Source organism: Niallia sp. WK069_GA_01, from assembly GCF_983173855.1.
Genome location: NZ_OZ470138.1, coordinates 259,924 through 278,498 on the forward strand (window position 1 = coordinate 259,924; position 18,575 = coordinate 278,498).

Sequence of the window (18,575 nt, forward strand, 5' to 3'; positions counted from 1 at the left end):
CTCCTTGTTTCTTTTTCTTTATCCTAAACTTTTCTTTATTTCCAAACTTCTTTGGAGATTTCTACGACATGGCGAAGTTTTTCCCATTGTTGTTCCTCTGTCAATAAGTTGCCTTCTTCCGTAGATGCAAACCCACATTGAGGGCTTAAGGCTAGCTGATTTAAATCAACAAATTGTGATGCCTCTTCAATTCGTTTTATAATGGTATCTTTGCTTTCTAATTCACCAAATTTTGAGGTGATTAAGCCTAAAACAATGTTTAAATCTGATCTATTTACATAACGAAGAGGTTCAAATCCACCTGAACGATCATTATCATATTCTAAGAAGAAACCATCGACATTTAGATGTCCAAATAATTGTTCTGCAACTGGTTCATATCCACCAGAAGAAATCCAGGTAGAGCGGAAATTCCCACGACAAATATGCATCGTAACCTTTAGATCATCTGGTCGGTCTGCTAGCGATTTGTTTAGTGTATCTAAATACATTTTGATTAGATAATCAGGATCTATTCCTTTTGAACGAAGTTGTTCTTTTTGTTCTTTTGAACAGAGATAAGCCCAAGAAGTATCATCAAGCTGAAGGTAGCGACAACCAGCATTATAAAATGCTTGCAATGCTTTTTTATATGTCTTAGCTAAATCATCAAAGAATTCTTCCTCGTCTTTATAAACGGACTTATCAATTTCTCCGCGAAAGTGAAGCATGCTTGGACTTGGAATGGTAAATTTAGCTGTATGGTTGCCAGCGGCTTGATGAAGATATTTATAATCTTCTATCATTGGGTGATTGCCAAAATCTAATTTACTTGCTACTTTAATTGCACGAGATTTTGTTTGTTTTTGATGAAATTGAATGCCATTTCCTGTCCAAAAGCCATTAACGCCAACTAAATTTTCTAAGAAATCAAAATGCCACCAAGCTCTGCGGAATTCTCCATCAGTAACAGCTTGCAGCCCAACTTCCTTTTGTTTTAAAACAATTCTTGCGATTTCCTCATCTTCAATGATGCGTAATTGTTCTAAAGAGATTTCTCCAGCAGCGCTCTGTAAGCGTGCTTTTTTTATTATATCTGAACGTAATAAACTCCCAACTTGATCCGCGCGAAAAATCGTTGAAGGAGTGTTAGATTTATTTAATGTACTCATAAAAATTCCTCATTTCTTTCTACTTTATATCTGATGTAAGTATCCTAACATGATTAGAGGGATATAGTGTAACTGATAAAGGTGATCAGTCGTTATAACTAAAAGCTATAACGACTGAAATTATCATGTATTTATTTTTTACCTATTCTCTAAAAAAGTCCCAAAAAGCAAAGGGAGCTATCTATAACTTAAACTCTCTTCAGGTTAAAATAGAAGAATAAAATAAAGATAGAAGTAAGTACATAAATCCCAGAGTGGAAAATATTTGACCGAAAGAAATATTCGACCAATAAAGATCATCCTTTAGAGCCACCGCAAGCGTTCAAAAAAACAGAGAGTGTAACGTCACAGAACAATACAACTCATGCAAAAAAACGCACTACGAACCACGGCACTTGAAAGAAGCAGGTTTCTAAAGTTTATAAGCAGGGAGCAGCCAGAATACACGAAGACTCCCGCGGGAATGCGAGAAAGACGAGACCCCGCAGCGCAAGCGAGGAGGCTCGACGCTCGCCCGCAGGAAAGCGAAGTGTATGCTGGCTGCGGACTAATTTAGATTCAGCATAGCTATTCACAGGATAGACAACCAGACTAATAAGAATTTGCTTCACGGCACATGAAAAGGTGCATGTTTCTATTTTGTTTTATGGAAAAAGTTTAAAGCAGAGAGCAGGTGGAATACACGAAGACTCCCGTGGGAAAGCGAAGAGTATACTGACTGCGGACTAATCGAGAGAGCTAAGCCCTCTTTCCACGGTAGCCTAAGAATAATAAACCTATTTAAAAAGGAAGAAAAAAGAGGTACGAAAGATGAAATTGCACCAGTTAAGATACGTTATAGAAGTTGTTATGTGCGGCTCCATTAATGAGGCTGCACGCAGATTATATATATCACAGCCAAGTCTGTCAAAAGCTATAAAAGAACTAGAAAAAGAAATGGGCATTACTATTTTTAATCGTACATCTACAGGCATCACACTCTCACCAGATGGAGCAGAGTTCCTAGGATACGCAAGACAAGTAGTAGAGCAAGCGGAACTACTAGAGCGACGCTATTTTAATACAGCTCCTTCCCAGCAATTATTTTCTATCTCCACACAGCATTACGCATTCGCCGTAAATGCATTCGTTGAAATGATAAAAAAACATGGAGGAGATAAATACCAATTTACTATGAGAGAAACTAGAACCTATGAAATTATTGAAGACGTTAAGAATTTACGTAGTGAAATTGGAATTTTATATATTAGCTCCTTTAATGAAAAAGTAATGATGCAGCTGTTAAAGGAGGAGGGAATTGATTTTCATATACTTTTTAAAGCCAACCCTCATATCTTTGTGAGTTCTCAAAATCCACTTGCGAAGAAGTCCTCTGTAACCTTAGAGGATTTAGAAGATTACCCACGCTTAAGTTTTGAACAAGGAGAGTTTAACTCCTTTTATTATGCAGAAGAAATTTTCAGCACCATTCCAAGTAAAAAAAGTATTCAAGTTAGTGATCGGGCAACGCTGTTTAACTTATTGATTGGCTTGAATGGCTATACGATATCCACTGGAATTTTAAGTGCGGATTTAAATGGTTCTAACATTGTATCTGTTCCACTGGAAGAAGGAGAAATCATTACTGTTGGTTGGGTAGTGCATAAAAAAACTCAATTGAGTCGAATGGCTAAATTATATTTAGAAGAGCTTAAGCTAATCATTGATTTCTATGCACCATGATACAGGTGATAAAGTGATAAAGATTAGAATAAAAAAGGAAAAAAGCTGTCTACAAAAGTTACTTTTGTAGACAGCTTTTTTAATAGATAGAATTTATTAATTACGAATAAGATAATCGAATGCACCTAAGGCTGCAGTAGCTCCAGAACCCATTGAGATAATAATTTGTTTATATGGAGTATCTGTGCAATCACCTGCGGCAAACAGACCAGGAACGGTTGTAGAACCGAACTTATCTACAACAATTTCACCCATCCGTGTGCGTTCAACCGTATCGCCTAACCAATCGGTATTCGGCACAAGTCCGATCTGAACAAATATACCTTGTAATTCGATATGGTGTTCTTCTTGTGTAGCACGGTCGATATAGGTAATACCATTGACATTATCTGTACCAGTTATTTCTTTTGATTGAACGTTCTTTAAGACAGTCACGTTTGGCAGACTATAAAGACGTTTTTGAAGAACCTCATCCGCTTTTAGTTCTGGCATAAATTCAAGTACTGTTACATGTTTCACAATACCTGCCAAATCAATTGCTGCCTCAATACCAGAGTTACCGCCGCCAATAACAGCGACATGTTTACCCTCAAATAATGGACCATCACAATGTGGGCAGTATGCAACACCTTTGTTTTTGAATTCCTGCTCACCAGGAACACCAACATTACGCCAGCGGGCACCAGTTGAAATAATAACAGTTTTACTTTTTAGAACGGCACCATTTTCAAGCTCAAGCTCAAAGAGATCCTTCTTTTCGATATGACTAGCACGTTGTAAATTCATAACATCGATATTGTATTCTTTCACATGTTCCTCAAGATTTGCAGCAAGCTTAGGACCTTCAGTAGCTTTCACACTGATAAAGTTCTCAATGCTCATCGTATCTTGGACTTGGCCGCCAAAACGTTCCGCAACAATACCTGTGCGCAAGCCTTTACGTGCCGTATAAATGGCAGCACTTGCTCCAGATGGACCGCCGCCGACAACAAGGACATCATATGGCTCTTTATCAGCAAACTCGGAAGCATCAGGACCATTGCCCATCTTCGCAAGAATTTCTTCAATGGTCATTCGACCACCACTAAAGAATTCACCATTTAGGAAAACGGAAGGTACGGCCATAACGTTTTTGCTTTCAGCTTCTTCCTTAAATGCTGCGCCATCAATCATTGTATGTGTGATGTTAGGGTTGAGAACACTCATCGCGTTAAGCGCTTGTACAACGTCAGGACAGTTATGACAGCTTAAGCTAATGAAAGATTCAAAGTGGAATTCACCACTAATATTTTTAATTTGATCAATAACTTTTTGATCAATCTTTGGTGCTCTTCCACTAACCTGAAGAAGAGCTAATACTAATGAAGTAAATTCATGTCCTAGTGGAATACCAGCAAATGTAACACCAGTATCTTCACCGCCACGATTTACACTAAAGCTTGGCGTTCTTGTTAGTTGCGCTTTCTCGACAGTGATTTTAGATGACATGGAAGCTAGCTCATCAACAAGAGCTAGCATGTCATTCGAAACTTTATCAGATCCTGCGCTTACTTTAAGAACGATATCATTTTCTAATAATTGAAGATATTGATTTAATTGTGTCTTAATTTCAGCGTCAAAAATCATTTATCGCACTCCTTATAACTTTCCTACTAGATCAAGGCTTGGTTTTAGTGTTTCTCCGCCTTCTTGCCATTTAGCTGGGCAAACTTCACCTGGATTATTTCGAACATATTGTGCTGCTTTGATTTTGTTCACAAGAATGCTTGCATCACGACCGATGCCACCTGCATTAATTTCAGCAGCTTGAACAAGGCCATCTGGATCAATGATGAAAGTACCACGATCAGCAAGACCTTCTTCTTCATTTAGAACATCAAAATTACGAGAGATTGTTTGAGAAGGATCACCAATCATAGCATATGTGATTTTACCAATTTTTTCGGAAGAATCGTGCCATCCTTTATGTGTAAAATGAGTATCTGTTGAAACAGAGTATACTTCAACGCCAAGTGCTTTCAGTGCAGCATATTCGTTTTGCAAGTCTTCTAGTTCAGTTGGACATACGAAAGTGAAATCTGCTGGGTAAAAACAGAATACGCTCCATTGACCTTTTAATGTTTCTTCCGTAACATCGATAAACTCACCATTTTTATAAGCTTTTGCGTTAAAAGGTTTTACTTCAGATCCGATAATAGACATAATAATTTTTCCTCCTAATATATATTGGTTTTTTTGAATCATTATAAATTGATTTTTTATTTATAATAATTATAATTATAAATTCATTATTAAATAACATTGATTTTTTGTCAAGAGAAAAGAACTTTTTTTATTAAATCGCATAAAGGGAGTTTGGAATTTATGATAAATAATGTTTCTCTTAATAAATCTTCCTTCGGTTAATAGTCCTCACTTACATAAGTAAGTATAGATTTTGAATCTTTATCGCTAATTACTATGCTGTTTGAACTTTCCTCTATTGTCATTCATCCAATATCTTTATCAATTGCTTAAAATATAGAACTTTTTTATCTTTTGGTTCTTTTTCCAAAAATATGTATGCAAAGTGTTAAAATTCTATGTTGTTTTTTTATTCATCATTCTTATTTAACTAGATGAATGATCGGAGTAAATTATCATTGACTCTTTTCAATTATATAACAGATTGAGCGTGAAGGATATCAAGAAGGGATAGACTGCGAATAAATTTCTACGACTAAAAACACAGACTAAATAAGATTTTTTCGTGTTATGGCAGATGTAATAATTCATCAATAAACAATCATAAAATGTTTGAAGTTAAAAATTCCCCTAGTATCGCCAATGCATGTGAGTTAGATGCTTAGTATGGGTGATAAATTTAACAGGTACTGCTTTTTTACAATCAGAATTTTTTGTAAAATTTTATTGTGTTTTGTCAGATTATATCATATTATAAACAATAATGATAATCATTATCACTTAAATAGTGAATATTTTATTTTAAGGGAGGTGAATTTTTGAATAGAAAGGATGCAAACAGATTAGGGATGGGAAACATCTATTATATCGTTATTTTTCTTTTATTATGCCTTATTATATTATCTGCTGTTTATTCTGTATCCATTGGACAGGTTAGTATCCCATTCAAGCAATCTATGGAGGTATTATTGCATTCATTGACAAATGGTAAATTTGGATCACTTGATACTATTGAAAGTGAATCCTATTTGAATATTATTCTACAAGTTAGAATGCCTCGAGTTATTTTTGCTCTCCTTATTGGCATGGGACTTTCATTGTGTGGAGCCGTTATGCAAGCTGTTGTGCAAAATCCTCTTGCTGATCCATATATCCTTGGCATTTCGTCGGGAGCTTCTCTAGGAGCAACATTTGCGATTCTTATTGGGTTTAGCAGCAGCGCGTTTTTGTCTCAATTTGGAATAGCATTTGGAGCCTTTGTTGGAGCAATGATCACTTCGATTGCTGTTCTCGTTTTATCAAGCATTGGTGGAAAAGCAACATCGGTAAAGCTTGTACTATCAGGAGTCGTCATTGGTGCGCTATGTAGTTCTTTTTCTAGCCTTATTATCTATTTTGCTAATAATGCAGATGGAATCAAAACAGTTACGTTTTGGTCTATGGGAAGCTTGGCTTCAGCTAGCTGGGATAAAACACCTATTATGGCAATTGTAATCTTACTTGGGTGCGGTTTGTTTCTTTTTCAGCATCGAGTCTTAAATACCATGCTATTAGGTGATGAATCAGCTATTACACTCGGAATTAACTTAAGTGTCTTTCGTAAATTTTATATGATCATTGCTGCTCTAATTACTGGAACAATGGTTGCATATGCAGGAATGATTGGTTTTGTAGGTCTTATTATCCCGCATATATCTAGAGGGATATTTGGTGCAGATCATAAACGATTAATGTTGGGAACATTGCTTTTAGGAGGCCTGTTTTTAATATGGGCTGACATTTTGTCAAGAACGTTAATACAAAATGTCGAGTTGCCTATTGGAATCATTACATCTGTCATTGGTTCGCCATTATTCATTTATATGATTGTGAAAAAAGGCTACAATTTCGGAGGGTGAAAAAATGGAATTGCTTGCAAAGGAAATAGAAGTGAAGATTGGCAAAAAAGAAATTGTGAAAAACATTTCAATTTTAGTGAAAAAGAAGCAGTTTGTAGGCTTAATTGGACCAAATGGATGTGGAAAATCAACGCTTTTAAAAGGGATTTATAAAAGTTTAGTTCCTCAAAAAGGCACCGTTTTATTAGATGATTTGAATGTCTTAAAAGCATCAGAAAAAAAGGTTTCACAGCGATTAGGGGTTGTTGGTCAATTTAATGAAATGAATTTTGATTTGACTGTACAGCAAATGGTGATGTTAGGTCGAACTCCTCATAAAAAAATGCTAGAGTCGGATAAACAGGAAGACTTTGCAATTGTTGAAGAAGCACTAACGAGAACGAATTTACTTGATTACAAGAATCGTAGTTTTTTATCTCTTTCTGGCGGTGAAAAACAACGGGTTGTTTTGGCGAGGACTATTGCACAGCAACCGAAATTTATGATTTTGGATGAACCGACAAACCATTTGGATATTCGTTATCAAATTGAAATTTTATCATGTGTAAAGGAATTAAATATTGGTGTTCTAGCAGCTCTTCATGATTTAGAAATGGCTGCTTACTACTGTGATTATATTTATGCGATAAAAAATGGCGAAGTGTATGCCCATGGTACACCTGAACAGGTGCTAACACCTGACACAATTGAAGCATTATATGAAATAAAGTGCCAAACATTTATTAATCCAGTCACGAATGGATTAGGATTTGCATACGGCATATAAATTAGGGGGATACGTAGTTGAAAAAGAAATTATTGCTAGGGATTGGTTTGGCAACAATGTTAACATTAACAGCTTGTGGAGGTGCTGCGAAAAAAAGCACCACAGATGAAGCGGATACGAAGGAGCATTATCCACTGACAGTTCAAAACTTCACAAAAGCAGAGGGCGGCACAGATTGGAAGAACAAAGATCAAGTGTTTGACAAAGCACCTGAACGAATAATGGCCAATACGCGACCAGCTGCCGAATTATTATTGCATCTAGGATTGGCGGACAAAATCGTTGGGGTAGGTGCAAATTTTGGAGCACCCGATAAATCAGTAGAAAAAGAATATGCGAAATTAAATATTTTAAGTGATGAGTATGTTGGAAAAGAAGTGACATTAGGAACAAACCCAGATTTAGTATACGGTCGAGGCGGTTTATTTGATAATGCAGATTGGGGTGTAGGGACAGTAGATACGATTAATGAGATGGGTGTAAAAACATATGTCCTTGAATCGTCTGTTACTGGCGGAACGTACAACTCGATTTACAAAGATATTGAGAACTTAGGTAACATTTTTAACGTACAAGATAAAGCGGAAGATTTTACAAAGGAATTAAAAGAGCGACAAGCAGCTATTGCTTCTAAATTAGCAAGTATCAAAGAAGAAAAAACATTTGCTTATTTACATATGAGTGATCCAAAAGAAGTATATGTTTATGCAGCAAATAAGGAAACATTCTTTAACGATTCCTTTAAAATGGTGAAATTAGATAATGTGTTTAAAGAGGAAGCGGGAGAAGTCAGTATTGAAATGCTTATTGCTGCTAATCCAGATGTGCTCATTATTCCTGATTGGGAAGATACAGCTGATAAGATAAAAGAAGGACTTTATACTAATCCAAAGTTATCTAGTATGAAAGCGATAAAAAACAAACAAATTTATGCAGTTGATTATAACTATATGTTTGGGTATGGCTATAACTCAATAGATGGAATGGAAATACTGGCAAAAGAAATGTACCCTGATTTATTTTAATAGATTTGTCCGCAAATTAAGTGGGAATATAGAATTCTATTAATAGTATGAAAGTGTTTTGTTCAATGGGATAATTTGAAATCACCAACTGATAATAATAATTAATATCAATTATTATTACAAATTCTGTAATACTTTCTGCTTATACCATGGGAGAATCTCTCATGGTATAAGTACTTTTTTACCAAGGAAAATCTTTATTCTCACGACTTTTCATGTTGCTTATATTGATTTTGACAAGTTCTTGGGGAGATTTGTATCAAAAGGAGGAAGATATAATCGTATGTTAAGGCAGTTTTTTTCCTATTATCGACCATATAAGTGGTTATTTATTCTTGATTTTACTTGTGCCATTTTAGCTGCTTTACTAGAGCTTACCTTTCCTTTAGCGATTAATAAAGTAATCGATGATTTATTACCTAAGGGTAACTGGATGTACATCATATGGGCATGTGTCGGTTTGCTGGGGATTTATATAATAACCTCCTTTCTTCATTATATTGTCACCTATTGGGGGCATATGCTAGGTATTAATATTGAAACAGATATGCGAAAAAAATTATTTAATCATGTTCAGAAGCTATCATTTCGGTTTTTTGATAATAACAAGACAGGGCATCTTGTTTCACGAATGACCAATGATTTAATGGACATTGGCGAAATTGCTCACCATGGTCCAGAAGATTTATTTATTGCGGTGATGACTTTAACTGGAGCTTTTGGTTTAATGCTATCGATTAATTGGCAGCTTGCTGTATGGACCTTCATTATTATTCCATTCTTAATCTGTCTATCTATTTTCTTTAGTGGAAAAATGTCTCGTGCTTTTCATCAGATGTTTGCGGATATTGCTGATTTTAACGCAAGAGTTGAAAATAACGTCAGCGGTATTCGTGTAGTAAAAGCCTTTGCTAATGAAGGGTATGAAATGGAGCAATTTGCAGTAAATAATGGAAGGTTTCGAACAACAAAACTGGTTACTTACAAGGTAATGGCTTGGAATGCATCCATAAGTCATTTGTTGATGAAAGTTGTTTCATTGTTTGTTTTGGGATGTGGCACTTGGTTTGTTATGAATGGACAAATGACTTTTGGAGAATTTATGGCATTTGTGCTTCTTTCCAATGTTTTTCTTACACCGATTAAACAAATTAATTCTGTTATTGAAACATATCCAAAGGGAATTGCTGGATTCCGGCGTTATTTGGATTTATTGAACACTGCACCTGATGAGAGAGATGCTCCGGATGCTTTGGAAGTTAGCTCCATAAATGGTGTTATTGAATACAAGGATGTAACATTTGGATATGAAGGAAAAGACAAGATACTAAATAATATTTGTTTTCAAGTTAATAGGGGAGAAACTATTGCACTTGTTGGTCCCTCTGGAGCTGGAAAAACGACGATTTGCAGCTTGCTTCCCAGATTTTATGATATTAAATTAGGCAGTATTGAGATTGATGGCCTTAATATTAAAGAGATGTCACTTCAGTCATTACGTCAGCATATTGGAATTGTACAGCAGGATGTGTTTCTTTTCGATGGAACTATTCGAGAAAACGTTGCCTATGGAAAGCTTCATGCAACAGATGAGGAAATATGGAGTGCAGTGAGGCGAGCTCAGATGGAGGAGATGGTTCTTAGTCTTTCAGATGGGTTAGATACATTGATTGGTGAACGGGGTGTTAAATTATCAGGAGGTCAGAAGCAAAGGGTTTCAATCGCTCGCATGTTTTTGAAAAATCCGCCTATTCTTATTCTTGATGAAGCCACCTCTGCATTAGATACGGAAACGGAAGCAGCCATTCAAAAAGCATTAAATGAATTATCTCAAGGAAGAACGACACTTGTCATTGCCCACCGTCTCGGAACAATTAAAAATGCGGATCGGATTTTAGTTGTAACAGAGGAAGGTATAAAAGAACAAGGAACGCATAAGGAATTGATTGAAGTTGGCGGTGCATATAGCAGACTTCATCATGCACAGTTTCAAATGGAGTAGCATGTATAATAGATGGAAAAAATTTTAAAACTGTTCATATTTAGAGAGATACCGATCAGAAGTATAGTTAGTTGAAGAACTTGGCGTTACACATAAAATCCATAAAGAGGCAACTAGATATCTAGTTGCTTTTTTTTACATATAAAACAATGCTAAAGAGAAAACTTGTAGATCCTCTGATGATTTCTTAGAATGTCAGATGGTTCATTCTTTGCTTCTATTCTGATCTTGTGAAATATTGTTTAGAGGAGATGCGTATTTCAAAAAACGTCTATACGATACCATCCATTTATTTTCTCAAAACAATAATAGGTTCATTTTCCTGTTTATCTGCTATCAAACCTTTTATGGTATTATATGATGAAGGATAGCAAGTCTAACAAAAAGGAAGAAGAGAACGCACTTTTCACATCCCTTTCAAGTATGTTTATTTTGCCAACACAACAAATTACTTACATAAAGCATGAAATCATAACGAAATAAATTTTACCTCTATTTCCCAGGAAAGATACAAAAAGGAATGTTATAGGAAAATAATTAATATTCTTTGAGGTTGTTTTCTTAAAATGTTTTTTAGTGAAGAAATAGAAAGTGGTCGTCTTAACAGCCAGGATATAAGTAGAATCCTACGGGAAAGTGAGGAGAGCGAAATTCTCGGAAAACCTAGCGTATCCTCACGATTTTTATCTTTTTTCCTTTCACTTGATGACAGCGAGGCCAGACCTATCCTGTGGAAGCAGAGGGATTAGGCTACAAGTTTAAAAGCAACAATCTGTACGAAAAACAGCTTTCTTTTTAAATAGTAAAAGATGAAATTAGATGAAATAAACAACAGTTATTGTGGAGAGGAGAGAAAAATGGAAAATATTAATAAGCGTATTGCAGAGATTTTTCCCGAAATGAGCAAGTCTTATCAAAAAATTGCTAAATATATTTTGGAAAACCCTAATACAGTTCCTTTTCTAACGGCTGATAAATTAGCAAAAGTAGTAGGTGTTGGTCATGCAACAGTCATTCGATTTGCTACATATTTAGGTTACTCTGGATACCCAGAATTACATCATGAATTGCAAAACAATGCCCAAAGACAGCTTACCTCGACTGAAAAATTCGCATTATCAAAGAAAGTGTATGTGGATGAAGACCAAGCAGTATATGATATTTTTTTAGGAGATATAGAAAATGTGAAAGCCACCATTGAAAAGCTAGATATGGATTCCTTTAAAAAAGCGGTAGAAGCTTTGGTGAAAGGAAAAAATATCTATATTGTAGCGAATAGAAGTGCAACCGCTTTAGGTGTTTTTCTACAATACTATTTACAATTTATTTTGGAAAAAGTGGAATTAATACATCTTATTGAAAATGCTTCCGAACATCTTTATGATCTGAGTAAAGAGGATGTTGTAGTTGGCATTAGCTTCGCTCGGTATGCAAAAAGTACGGTACAAGTATTATCCTATGCAAAAAAAAGAGAGGCAACCACTATTGCTATCACGGATAATCTGTTATCTCCTCTTATTCCTCATGCAGCTATTGTTTTAACAGCAAACAGCCAAATGTTAAGTTTTATTGAATCGCTTGTCGCACCTTTTAGTCTCATTAATGCATTAATTGTTGCTGTAGCAAAAGCAAGGCAAACAAATTTTCAAGATAAACTGGTTTTGTTGGAGGATATTTGGGAAAATTTAGATGTTTTTTATAAAAAGGAATAAACATAAGCTATAAATGGCTTATGTTGTTCAGGCTGTCGATAAACTTTGCTATATTCGGCTGTAACGGTTTAAAAATTATTCTTCTCCATTTTTTGTATTTTTGTTTGCTTGTTGCTCACAAAATCGAAATATTTCTTGCTAGTTGCTGCAAAATTTAATTTATCTTTTCTTAGAGGCTGAGACATAACTAAATAGATAATAGGTAAAGATGAACATTTACTAATTTAGCACTTAAATGGTTACTTCCTATACTGGTTATTTATGTTTTTAAACTAGTTAAGTATAAAAACTATGTTGTTCCATTACGCTACAGGCACTCGCTTTCCGCGGGGTCTCAGCCTTTCCTCTACTTCCCGCAGGAGTCCAGTGTCTTCCGCTCCATTCCACGTCGTTTTAAAGGCTATTTTCTAAAACCTAATTCTTTTACCAAGAAAAAAATGAAATAGATTGGAAAAATGGAGCAACCTGCGGGTGATTACCACAATCCTTCTTTTTTAAATGAAAAAAAACCCGAACCATGATACGAAATATTTTTTACATCTTCGTATCATGGTTCGGGTTTATCTTCGGTTGGGATACTTATGTCCCAGCTTCTTTTATTTTTTACAATAATGTTTAAAAGGCAAAATGGTGTTTCTATCTCCTCGCAATAGTTACTCTAAAGAAAAAAATTTCGATACTCCTCTTTCTTTTTTGGAATAGTCCGGTTATTATGAAATATATATTCCGTTTTATAATAATTATGAAATATTTTGTTTAGGAGTGAAAATATGAAAAAATTAAGATTTTCTTTAGCTGTTCAGATATTCATAGGATTAATACTTGGGATTATTGTCGGTGCTGTTTACTACGATAATCCATCTGTATCCACCTATTTACAGCCTATTGCTGATATATTTATGCACGCTATTAAAATGATCGTGCTGCCTATCGTCATTGCATCCATTATTGCAGGTATTGCAGGTGTTGGAGATTTAAAGAAGATAGGGAAGTTAGGATTTAAGACTGTTCTATATTTTGAAATTGTTACAACAGTTGCTATTATCTTAGGCTTATTGTTCGGGAATATTTTTCAGCCTGGAGCAGGGGTTGATATGGAGAACCTCTCTAAAAGCGATATTTCTTCTTATGTAGAAACAACAAAAAATGTGGAAGAACATAGTTTTATGGACACATTTGTTAATATTATTCCAACCAATATTTTTAATGCTTTTGCCCAAGGTGATATGCTGGCAGTTGTTTTCTTTTCCGTTTTATTTGGAATAGGCGTCGCTGCAATCGGAGAAAGAGGGAAGCCTGTATTAGCTTTTTTCCAAGGCGTTGCAGATACAATGTTTTGGGTAACAAACCAAATTATGAAAATAGCGCCATTTGGAGTATTTGCGTTAATTGGGATAACCGTTTCTAAATTTGGATTAGCTTCTCTTATTCCTCTTGGGAAGTTTGCATTGCTAGTGTATGCAAGTATGTTATTTTTAGTGGTAGTAGTATTTGGTTTAATTTGTAAAATAGCAAAAATCAAATTGGTTCCATTGTTGCGTTTAGTAAAAGATGAGCTTTTGCTTGCCTATTCTACAGCAAGCTCTGAAACAGTTTTGCCTAGAGTCATGCAAAAGCTGGAGTCATATGGATGTCCAAAAGGGATTACGTCCTTTGTTTTGCCGACAGGATACACGTTTAATTTAGATGGAGCGACGTTATATCAAGCGTTAGCATCGCTTTTTATCGCACAGATGTATGGAATTCATTTATCCATAGCAGAGCAAATTTCATTGATGCTTATATTAATGCTCACTTCAAAAGGAATTGCAGCTGTTCCAGGTACATCCTTTGTGGTATTGTTAGCCACTCTTGGTTCAGTAGGCATTCCAGTTGAAGGATTAGCTTTTATTGCGGGTATTGACCGTATCTTAGAAATGGCGCGTACTGCTGTTAATTTAACTGGAAATTGTGTTGCCACTGTTTTTATTTGCAAATGGGAAGGACAGTTTGATGAAAAAAAAGCAGAGGCATGTATTGATTCTTTGAAAAAACCTGAAGTAGCTTAAATGGAGAGTTATGGAATCATAGAATATAGATAATAAGGACAGTTACTATATGTAATGAAGAGCTTAGGAATTCATCCTAGCTCTTTTTTTAAAAGGTTAGAAAGGATAAAATTTTTCAACTTAGATGAGTGTTTAGCAATAAAAGGAATGGAAGAACCTGTCCTTATATTCATTAAATAGGTTTATAAATAGATTTACCTATTTTTTCACTTCTACTAGCTATTCATATTTCTTTATGAAATAAAATAAATCTAGTTTATGGGAAAGCAAAATAATCTTAGGTTTATTAAAATTCAAGCTGTAAACTAGTAAAATAGAAGCAAGTAACAAAATAATATGGTAACCTATATCAAAATAAGTTAGAAGAAGGTGAAAATATGGAAATGAAGCATTTGCTATATTTTATAGAAGTTACTCGTTCTGGCAGCTTTACAAGCGCGGCAAATAAATTATATATTACACAGCCAGCAGTCAGCAGAATCATTAAATCCTTGGAAGCAGAAATGGGTGTTTCTCTTTTTATTCGTTCCAGAAAAAAACTAGCGTTAACGGAGGCTGGTGGCATCCTTTATAAACATGCACTTGTATTTGACAAGCAATTTCAACTACTGAAGGAAGAAATGGATAATTTGCATAGCTTAAAAAAGGGGCATATACGAATTGGTCTCCCCTCCATTGTTAATTCCGTTTTTTTCTCCCAATTAATTGCTTCTTTTCATAAAGAATATCCAGAGATAACTTTTCAATTGGTAGAGGACGGATCAAAGCGAATTGAAGAAAATGTCTTAAATGATCAATTGGATCTTGGAGTCGTTGTAGGGCCGGAAAATCATGAGTTATTGGATTATTATTCTTTTGTTAACGAGGAATTAAAGCTGATTGTGCCTTATTCTCACCTATTTGCTAATAAAGAAGTGATTTCTTTGGCAGAACTTAAAGAAGAATCTTTTATCATGTTCAATCAAGATTTTTCCCTTCGAGAGCGTATTATTACAGCATGCAAGGATGAAGGATTTGAGCCAAGAATTATTTCAGAAACTTCTCAATTAGATTTTATTGAAGAGTTGGTAGCTTCTAACTTGGGAATAACATTATTACCAGAAAGTACATCTGCTGATTTGACTGCAGATGTAAGAGCCATAGATTTATCTAATCCTAAGATTAATTGGAATCTCTCGATTGTTTGGAAAAATGATAAGCAGTTATCCAAAGTATCAAGAGAATTTATACGTTTCTCTAAAGAAAAGTTATAAGAAAAGAAGCTGGGACATAAGTATTCCAGTCGAAGATAAACCCGAACCATGATACGAAGATGTGAAAAATATTTCGTATCATTATTTGTGTTTTTTATTCATGTAAAAAAGAAGGTTTGTGGTAATCACCCGTAGCCTGAATACACTTCGCTTTCCGTGGGGCTCGGCTTTTGCCAATTCGGTCCTTGGCCTGCAGGGTCTCAGCTTCCTCCCAGCGGAAAACGAGTGTTTGTAGCGCAATGGAACAACCTAGTTTTTATACTTAACTACTCAAACTTCGCACCATCAAATTCGTTTGCAAGTCTTGATGTTACTCGGTTTAGAACAATAAAATGGGAGGCTAGTTTTTTAAAAGGTGAGGAAGTATATATTTTTTGAAATGTGAAGGCTGTCTAGCTTCGCCGTACAGGATGTACAAGTGCCGGCGTTGCCACAGGACGTGGCGTATTTAGCCGGTCAGTGCCCTAGCCCCTGTGAAAGATAACCTCCAGCCTCTAAAAGTAAAAAACACTTTTTGAGTCTGGAGAACATTTTTCTTCGGGGCTAAACAAGGCGCTTGCACTTTTCTTATGGGGTTGCTTTCCACTACGGGTTGCTTCGCTTTCCGCGGGGTTATGCTTGAGCCTCCTCGGCGTTGCCTTGCGGGGTCTTTAGCCTTCCCACATTTCCCGCAGGAGTCTCCGCACCCTCCGTTACAAGCAACCTGTTTTAGAATATGTTCTTGTCTTCGAATTTTATGACAAGATATGATTGCAAATATAGTAGCGTTGATTTTTTTATGTTATTATCCAACGATGTTTTACCGAAATATTCCACTTTTAGCCTATTTCTATAAGATGGATGTTTTAACCAGTTCAACGACAGCAACTAATGGATCAAAACGGCTTGATTGGAGTGTAAGGTGCGAGACTCCTGTGGGATTAGCGGGTTAGATGAGACCTAAGCAGGCGCTTGCGTCGAGGAGGCTCATCACACGCCCCACGGAAAGCGAGCATCCTGAAACGAGAATCTTGCCCCTATTTATAAGGAATAAAGAACCAATCATCCTTTTCTAATTGCTCTAAACCACGTTATGCTAATACATGAAGAGGAATTTATACCTGCGAAGTTTGAGTTAACTATATGAAAAAACATAAATAACCAGTATAGGGAAGTAACCATTTACGTGCTAAATTAGAGCATGTTCGTCTTTACCTATTACCTATTTCGTTATATCTCAGCTTCTTTTTTAAAAAGGTATGTCTAGCATCGCCATACAGGATGTTCAAGTGCCGGCATTGCCGCAGGAAACGCAGGATGCGAGTCAATCGATGCTGCGTAGCCAGCCAGCGCCCTATCAACTTCAACGCTTCCCTCCCCTCGCTTTCGTTCTTTTTTCTGTTACTGTCAAGGACACTATCCCTTTTTGATTTCAATAATAAAGCATTTACATAACACTTTGTTATAAACTGCATGTATTATCTGCATTGTACTTTCTGTAAGTATGCGCATTATAATAATTAATATATAGATATGTATAAATATTATAGAAAAAAAGAATAAATAGGTGCAGGAATAAGGTGATAATGAATGGTACCAAAGAAAATGAAAGATACTCGTATTATTCAAAATGATCAAGTATTAATTAACGATTTAAATAACTATCATACTTTATTTGGCGGGGTATTAATGAAGAAGCTAGATGCCTGCGCAACGCTTTCTGCCCGCAGACATTCAAGAGTTACAGAGTGTGTTACGGCCTCGACCGATTCGGTCAATTTTATTGAGCCGATTCGGCAAAGTGATTCTGTTTGTATTGAATCCTTTGTTGCATATACTGGGAAAAGTTCAATGGAAATCTTTTGTAAGGTAATTGCTGAAGACATGGTTACGGCAGAACGAAAAATAGCTGCTACTGCTTTTTTAACCTTTGTAGCACTTGATGAGAATAAAAAACCGATTCTTGTGCCGCCTATCATCCCGGAATCAGAAGAAGAAATATATCTTTTTGAAACGGGAAGTGAAAGAGCGGAAATACGAAAACTCAAGCGAGAGCAGAATAGAAATATTGTAGAAAAACTATCTACTAAAAAGCCTTGGGATGAGTAACTTATAAATTGAAGGAGGACGTTACATGTTAGTAACATCCAGTTTTAGTGATTTAATGAAGGCAAAAGGCGAAATTGAAGAATTAAAAACTAGTATGCCAACTGTATATAATAAATTTCTGCATGTTATCCATTTAACACGACAAATGCACTTCAAATTTCAATATATGGGCTGTTTAATCGTCGATGAAGAGCCAAGTGAGTTTCTTCCTAATGTTCAAGATGATTATGTATTATCCTTATATAAAAGTGAAATAGATAAACTAAAAGTAGAAAGTAAATTTGTGGAATTAAGAAGAATATTAGTTGAATATAAAAACATTGGTTTCGCTACTATTTCACAATTAGTATTAGGGAAAAATCCGGAAATTTTAGTAGGACCTAAAGTAGTCCGATAAGATACGAAGTAAAAAAGACATCTAATGTTAATATGCGAATGGAGTCAAAGCAGCTAAATGAATAGCTGCTTTATTTGTTTTTAGCTTAATTCTTTTTATTGAGCTTATTCTTACCTGCTAGTTAAATGGCTGTATTCAATTTCATGAGGGGATATTCCAATATCATCAAGCTAAATTTCGATATATTGGAAAGATAAAAAACGAACGGATGCGCTAGGTTTTCTGAGGCGCACCTGTCTCGCAGTTCCCATAGGAGTCGAGCAATGCCTATCCAAACCAATATTTCTTACAATTATGATAAATCAAGTTGGTGACATTGGGGTATACTC

General features: G+C 35.5%; 13 protein-coding genes. 10 read left to right on the forward strand and 3 right to left on the reverse strand.

Features of this window, described 5'->3' with window-relative positions; genetic code table 11:
• Nucleotides 1-35 precede the first annotated feature (35 nt).
• Nucleotides 36-1,151 (reverse strand): 5-methyltetrahydropteroyltriglutamate--homocysteine S-methyltransferase, encoded by a 1,116-nt coding sequence (locus AC5LWL_RS01345; protein ID WP_493432665.1) that lies wholly within the window; start codon nucleotides 1,149-1,151, stop codon nucleotides 36-38.
• Between the two features lie 810 nt (nucleotides 1,152-1,961).
• Here AC5LWL_RS01345 and AC5LWL_RS01350 point away from each other — a divergent pair.
• Entirely contained in the window at nucleotides 1,962-2,873 is a 912-nt protein-coding gene (locus AC5LWL_RS01350) for a LysR family transcriptional regulator (protein ID WP_493432666.1), read from the forward strand.
• Between the two features lie 96 nt (nucleotides 2,874-2,969).
• Here AC5LWL_RS01350 and ahpF read toward each other — a convergent pair whose 3' ends face one another.
• Entirely contained in the window at nucleotides 2,970-4,499 is a 1,530-nt protein-coding gene (gene ahpF, locus AC5LWL_RS01355) for an alkyl hydroperoxide reductase subunit F (RefSeq protein WP_493432667.1), read from the reverse strand.
• Between the two features lie 12 nt (nucleotides 4,500-4,511).
• Complete coding sequence (gene ahpC, locus AC5LWL_RS01360; RefSeq protein WP_493432668.1) at nucleotides 4,512-5,075, reverse strand: alkyl hydroperoxide reductase subunit C; 564 nt, start codon at nucleotides 5,073-5,075, stop codon at nucleotides 4,512-4,514.
• Between the two features lie 830 nt (nucleotides 5,076-5,905).
• Here ahpC and AC5LWL_RS01365 point away from each other — a divergent pair.
• The 9 genes from AC5LWL_RS01365 (at nucleotide 5,906) to AC5LWL_RS01405 (ending at nucleotide 18,246) form a co-directional block, all read left to right on the forward strand.
• Complete coding sequence (locus tag AC5LWL_RS01365) at nucleotides 5,906-6,955, forward strand: FecCD family ABC transporter permease (RefSeq protein ID WP_493436510.1); 1,050 nt, start codon at nucleotides 5,906-5,908, stop codon at nucleotides 6,953-6,955.
• A 4-nt stretch (nucleotides 6,956-6,959) separates the two neighbouring features.
• The gene (locus AC5LWL_RS01370) at nucleotides 6,960-7,721 is read left to right on the forward strand and encodes an ABC transporter ATP-binding protein (RefSeq protein ID WP_493432669.1); all 762 of its coding nucleotides are present in this window, start codon (nucleotides 6,960-6,962) and stop codon (nucleotides 7,719-7,721) included.
• A 17-nt stretch (nucleotides 7,722-7,738) separates the two neighbouring features.
• On the forward strand, nucleotides 7,739-8,746 hold the full coding sequence (locus tag AC5LWL_RS01375; RefSeq protein WP_493432670.1) for an ABC transporter substrate-binding protein: 1,008 nt from the start codon (nucleotides 7,739-7,741) through the stop codon (nucleotides 8,744-8,746).
• 283 nt (nucleotides 8,747-9,029) lie between these two features.
• Nucleotides 9,030-10,748: an ABC transporter ATP-binding protein gene (locus AC5LWL_RS01380; RefSeq protein ID WP_493432671.1), complete on the forward strand. Its 1,719-nt coding sequence runs from the start codon at nucleotides 9,030-9,032 to the stop codon at nucleotides 10,746-10,748.
• Between the two features lie 857 nt (nucleotides 10,749-11,605).
• On the forward strand, nucleotides 11,606-12,460 hold the full coding sequence (locus AC5LWL_RS01385) for a MurR/RpiR family transcriptional regulator (RefSeq protein ID WP_493432672.1): 855 nt from the start codon (nucleotides 11,606-11,608) through the stop codon (nucleotides 12,458-12,460).
• Nucleotides 12,461-13,230: 770 nt separating this feature from the next.
• The gene (locus AC5LWL_RS01390) at nucleotides 13,231-14,508 is read left to right on the forward strand and encodes a cation:dicarboxylate symporter family transporter (RefSeq protein WP_493432673.1); all 1,278 of its coding nucleotides are present in this window, start codon (nucleotides 13,231-13,233) and stop codon (nucleotides 14,506-14,508) included.
• A gap of 377 nt (nucleotides 14,509-14,885) precedes the next feature.
• A complete protein-coding gene (locus tag AC5LWL_RS01395) occupies nucleotides 14,886-15,761 on the forward strand; it encodes a LysR family transcriptional regulator (protein ID WP_493432674.1) in 876 nt (291 codons plus the stop codon).
• Between the two features lie 1,569 nt (nucleotides 15,762-17,330).
• Nucleotides 17,331-17,849: an acyl-CoA thioesterase gene (locus AC5LWL_RS01400; protein ID WP_493432675.1), complete on the forward strand. Its 519-nt coding sequence runs from the start codon at nucleotides 17,331-17,333 to the stop codon at nucleotides 17,847-17,849.
• A 25-nt stretch (nucleotides 17,850-17,874) separates the two neighbouring features.
• Complete coding sequence (locus AC5LWL_RS01405) at nucleotides 17,875-18,246, forward strand: hypothetical protein (protein ID WP_493432676.1); 372 nt, start codon at nucleotides 17,875-17,877, stop codon at nucleotides 18,244-18,246.
• Nucleotides 18,247-18,575: the final 329 nt, after the last annotated feature.

Excerpts from the sequence above, each read along its gene's own strand:
- AC5LWL_RS01345 (WP_493432665.1), bottom strand. The coding sequence starts at position 1,151 with ATGAGTACATTAAATAAATCTAACACTCCTTCAACGATTTTTCGCGCG.
- AC5LWL_RS01350 (WP_493432666.1), top strand. The coding sequence starts at position 1,962 with ATGAAATTGCACCAGTTAAGATACGTTATAGAAGTTGTTATGTGCGGC.
- ahpF (WP_493432667.1), bottom strand. The coding sequence starts at position 4,499 with ATGATTTTTGACGCTGAAATTAAGACACAATTAAATCAATATCTTCAA.
- ahpC (WP_493432668.1), bottom strand. The coding sequence starts at position 5,075 with ATGTCTATTATCGGATCTGAAGTAAAACCTTTTAACGCAAAAGCTTAT.
- AC5LWL_RS01365 (WP_493436510.1), top strand. The coding sequence starts at position 5,906 with ATGGGAAACATCTATTATATCGTTATTTTTCTTTTATTATGCCTTATT.
- AC5LWL_RS01370 (WP_493432669.1), top strand. The coding sequence starts at position 6,960 with ATGGAATTGCTTGCAAAGGAAATAGAAGTGAAGATTGGCAAAAAAGAA.
- AC5LWL_RS01380 (WP_493432671.1), top strand. The coding sequence starts at position 9,030 with ATGTTAAGGCAGTTTTTTTCCTATTATCGACCATATAAGTGGTTATTT.
- AC5LWL_RS01385 (WP_493432672.1), top strand. The coding sequence starts at position 11,606 with ATGGAAAATATTAATAAGCGTATTGCAGAGATTTTTCCCGAAATGAGC.
- AC5LWL_RS01390 (WP_493432673.1), top strand. The coding sequence starts at position 13,231 with ATGAAAAAATTAAGATTTTCTTTAGCTGTTCAGATATTCATAGGATTA.
- AC5LWL_RS01395 (WP_493432674.1), top strand. The coding sequence starts at position 14,886 with ATGGAAATGAAGCATTTGCTATATTTTATAGAAGTTACTCGTTCTGGC.
- AC5LWL_RS01400 (WP_493432675.1), top strand. The coding sequence starts at position 17,331 with ATGGTACCAAAGAAAATGAAAGATACTCGTATTATTCAAAATGATCAA.
- AC5LWL_RS01405 (WP_493432676.1), top strand. The coding sequence starts at position 17,875 with ATGTTAGTAACATCCAGTTTTAGTGATTTAATGAAGGCAAAAGGCGAA.